The organism is Brevibacterium picturae (genome assembly GCF_030453725.1).
Taxonomy (GTDB): Bacteria; Actinomycetota; Actinomycetes; order Actinomycetales; family Brevibacteriaceae; genus Brevibacterium; species Brevibacterium sandarakinum_A.
In genome coordinates this window covers 1-2762 of the sequence record NZ_JAKDJU010000273.1, presented here as the reverse complement: position 1 = coordinate 2762, position 2762 = coordinate 1, and the positions used below count along the sequence as shown (strand labels likewise).

Genomic DNA, 2762 nt, shown 5'->3' with positions numbered 1-2762 from the left:
ATCCCGATCGCGGTCTATGTCGCCTGGCTGCTGGTGAAGCGGCTGCGTGACAGTCGGCAGCGCGGCAGTCCTCGGCGCGGCAGTCCGCGGCGTGACAGTCCGCGGCGCGGCAGTCAGCGGCGTGTCAGTCGGGTGCTGTCGCGATTCGCCGCTAAGCGAGGGCTGGCCACGGCCATTGCCTCCCTGCTCGTCCTCATCGTCCTGGGCGCTGGTGTCAAGGCCACGGACCTGGCCATCGAGTCTCAGGAGGACGTGGCGGCCACCGGTCAGATCTCGCAGATCTTCCTCGACGATGTCATGTTCTCCGTGCCCGATGACGAGCTCCAAGCTTCAGATGCTCCCGCCGAGCTCAAGGACAAGATCAGCACCGCTCGGGACAAATGCCTGGAGAAGGGCGAGATCTGGGACGCCTACTGGAACTGCTACGACATGGGGGCGAGCGGAGAGCCGTTCTCGCCGATCGCCCACCAGGACGAACTCAGGGATCTCTGGCTGTCCGAGGTCATCACCCACCCCCTGCGCTATGTGGAGTACAGGGCCGCTGTGTTCTCCTTCTACTTCTTCTCCTCGGCTCTGGAATACTGGCCGGCCGATTGGCATTACGACGCAGCGAAGGTCGGCCTCGAGCAGGGCAACGACAAGGCCGACTACATCGTCAAGCCCTATGTCGAAGACTTCGCGCTCGACACATTCCCGATGCTGTTCAAGCCCTGGTTCTGGACCCTCCTCGCCGGCGCCCTGCTCGTCTTCGGGTACCGTGCCCGGCGGCGGAGTTCGACGAGCGTAAACACGGCGGTGAGAGCATCCGCTGGAACGACTTCGATGCCCGTCGAGAAGGTGATCTCGAAGACCGCCGACGCCCGAACCTTCTGGCCCGAGATCACGATGTTGGCCACCTCGGCGCTGTTCTATGTGTTCGGGTATTTACCCATCGTGCCGTCGAACCATTTCCGGTACACGTTCTGGCCGGCGCTGGCCGTCACCACCGCGCTGCTGTTCGTCCTGGCGATGTGGCGGACCACGCGCGAGACGTGGCGGACCACGCGTGAGACGTCGCGGACCACGCGTGAAGAGGCCGACTCGGCCGGTGCGGAGGCAATGGACAGCGTGGACACCCGGGACCCGGGGGACACCCCATGATCACCGGGCACGCCGCGATCGGGGGCATTCAGCGAGTCCGAAACCTGGCCGATTAGACTCGGTGACTGTAATGAAAGAGTCATTGTCGGCCCGTATGCGGCGCCTTGCGGCGGAAGCGTTCAAGTTTCTCACTGTCGGTGGTCTGGGATACATCGTCGACGTGGGACTCTCCAATGTCCTCGCATACGGCGTGGGATCGATTCCCGCGCTGCTCGATGGCAGCCCGATCAAGTCGAAGATCGTCTCCACCATCATCTCGATGGTCGTCGTGTGGATCGGCAACAGGCTCTGGACCTACGGAGACAGGACCACGGGATCGAATCTGCGCGGCATCTCGCTCTTCGTCGCGGTCAACATGGCCGGAATGATCATCACCGTCATCCCACTGGGCGTGACCTGGTACCTGCTCGACATGCGTGACCAGCTGACCTACAACATCTCGACGAACATCATCGGCGTCGGCCTCGCCATGGTCTTCCGCTTCTACGCCTACCGCACGTGGGTGTTCAAGGATGCAACGCCGGCCGCCGAGGTGGTTGTCGAGATGGACGAGCACCACACCGTCCCCGAGGATCGGGACTGAGCAACGGACCCCGCCGAGAAACTGCTTGAGTTACGGGGCACGGGTGCACGCGCAAGGGTCTCGGCACTCAACCAGTTTCTCGACGCGTCGTGGCCCTCAAGCGGCTTATCGGCGGGGCACCTCGAGCTGAGGGTCTTGTTCAGATCCCGGCCCGCAGCTTTCGGTAGGCGCGGACGACCGGGGTAGGGGCCATGGTTCGCAGCTCGGCGCGGATGAGCAGACGTTTCTGCTTCCACACAGCACTGCGCCGGTTCGGCAGCTGACCTTCCCTGGCTCGTGTGGCCAGCAGGCTCAGATGACGACGCAGTCTGCCCTCGTCGGCATGGAAATAATTCTCGGCCAACCACGCCGAGGTGGGGAAGCCGATGTCCCCAGCCTCCACCTCGGCGAGGGTGCCGGTGGCGCCGGAATCGGCGAAGGCCTCGTTGAGCAGGGCCCTGTCGAAGCCGAAGTCCGAGAACAGCAGGGTGGGAATGCCACGGTCGAAGGACTCCAGGGCAGCCGTCGATGACACCGTCACCAACGCGGATCCGGGCACGAGGAACTCGTCGAGAGGACCATAGCCGAGGTCGATGAGGTCGGCGCCATCAACGCCCTGCTGACGCAGAGAGTCGAGGATATCGAAGTACGAGTGCTGTTCATGGTGCGTTTCGTGCTCCCCGGGCCTGGAACGCATTTTGATGACCACGCTCGAGCTTTGGTGATGCGAGGCGAAGCCGGCGAGGGCACGCACGATCGATTCGCGATCCTCCCGAGATTCCGGCACCTTGGCCTGCGGAGCGAAGACGAGAGTCTGGGGAACGTCGTCGTCGGAGGCGGCGAGCTGCGGAACCCCGTGTGAGCGCAGCATCGGCAGGCGGGCCAGGTAGATCTCACAGGGCACCTGCTTGCGCGCGCTGACCTCGGTGTACTGGGCCACCTCGGTGAAGGAATGGGCGATGAATGCGTCCATGAGCCGGCGGTAGTTCATTCCCTTGCCGCTGGCGGGCAGGCCCATGCCGGGCAGCCCCGAGATGAGAGCCGGTCGGTGCTCGAGCAG

Annotated in this window: 3 protein-coding genes; 2 read left to right on the top strand and 1 reads right to left on the bottom strand. The window is 64.1% G+C overall.

The window, feature by feature from the left end; all coding sequences use genetic code 11:
• The coding region (locus L0G76_RS15440; protein WP_304358024.1) for a hypothetical protein at positions 1-1140 on the top strand (1140 nt) is incomplete at its 5' end.
• Between the two features lie 70 nt (positions 1141-1210).
• Positions 1211-1723 carry a GtrA family protein gene (locus L0G76_RS15435; protein ID WP_304358023.1) on the top strand — a complete coding sequence of 171 codons (513 nt, stop codon included), beginning with the start codon at positions 1211-1213 and terminating at the stop codon, positions 1721-1723.
• Positions 1724-1862: 139 nt separating this feature from the next.
• On the opposite strand, the gene L0G76_RS15430 is transcribed toward L0G76_RS15435, so the two are convergent.
• Positions 1863-2762, bottom strand: a 900-nt coding sequence (locus tag L0G76_RS15430; protein WP_304358022.1) for a DUF6716 putative glycosyltransferase, incomplete at its 5' end; no start/stop codon positions are given.

What these genes read in the sequence shown, in the direction of transcription:
- L0G76_RS15435 (WP_304358023.1), top strand. Translation starts at nt 1,211, where the DNA reads ATGAAAGAGTCATTGTCGGCCCGTATGCGGCGCCTTGCGGCGGAAGCG.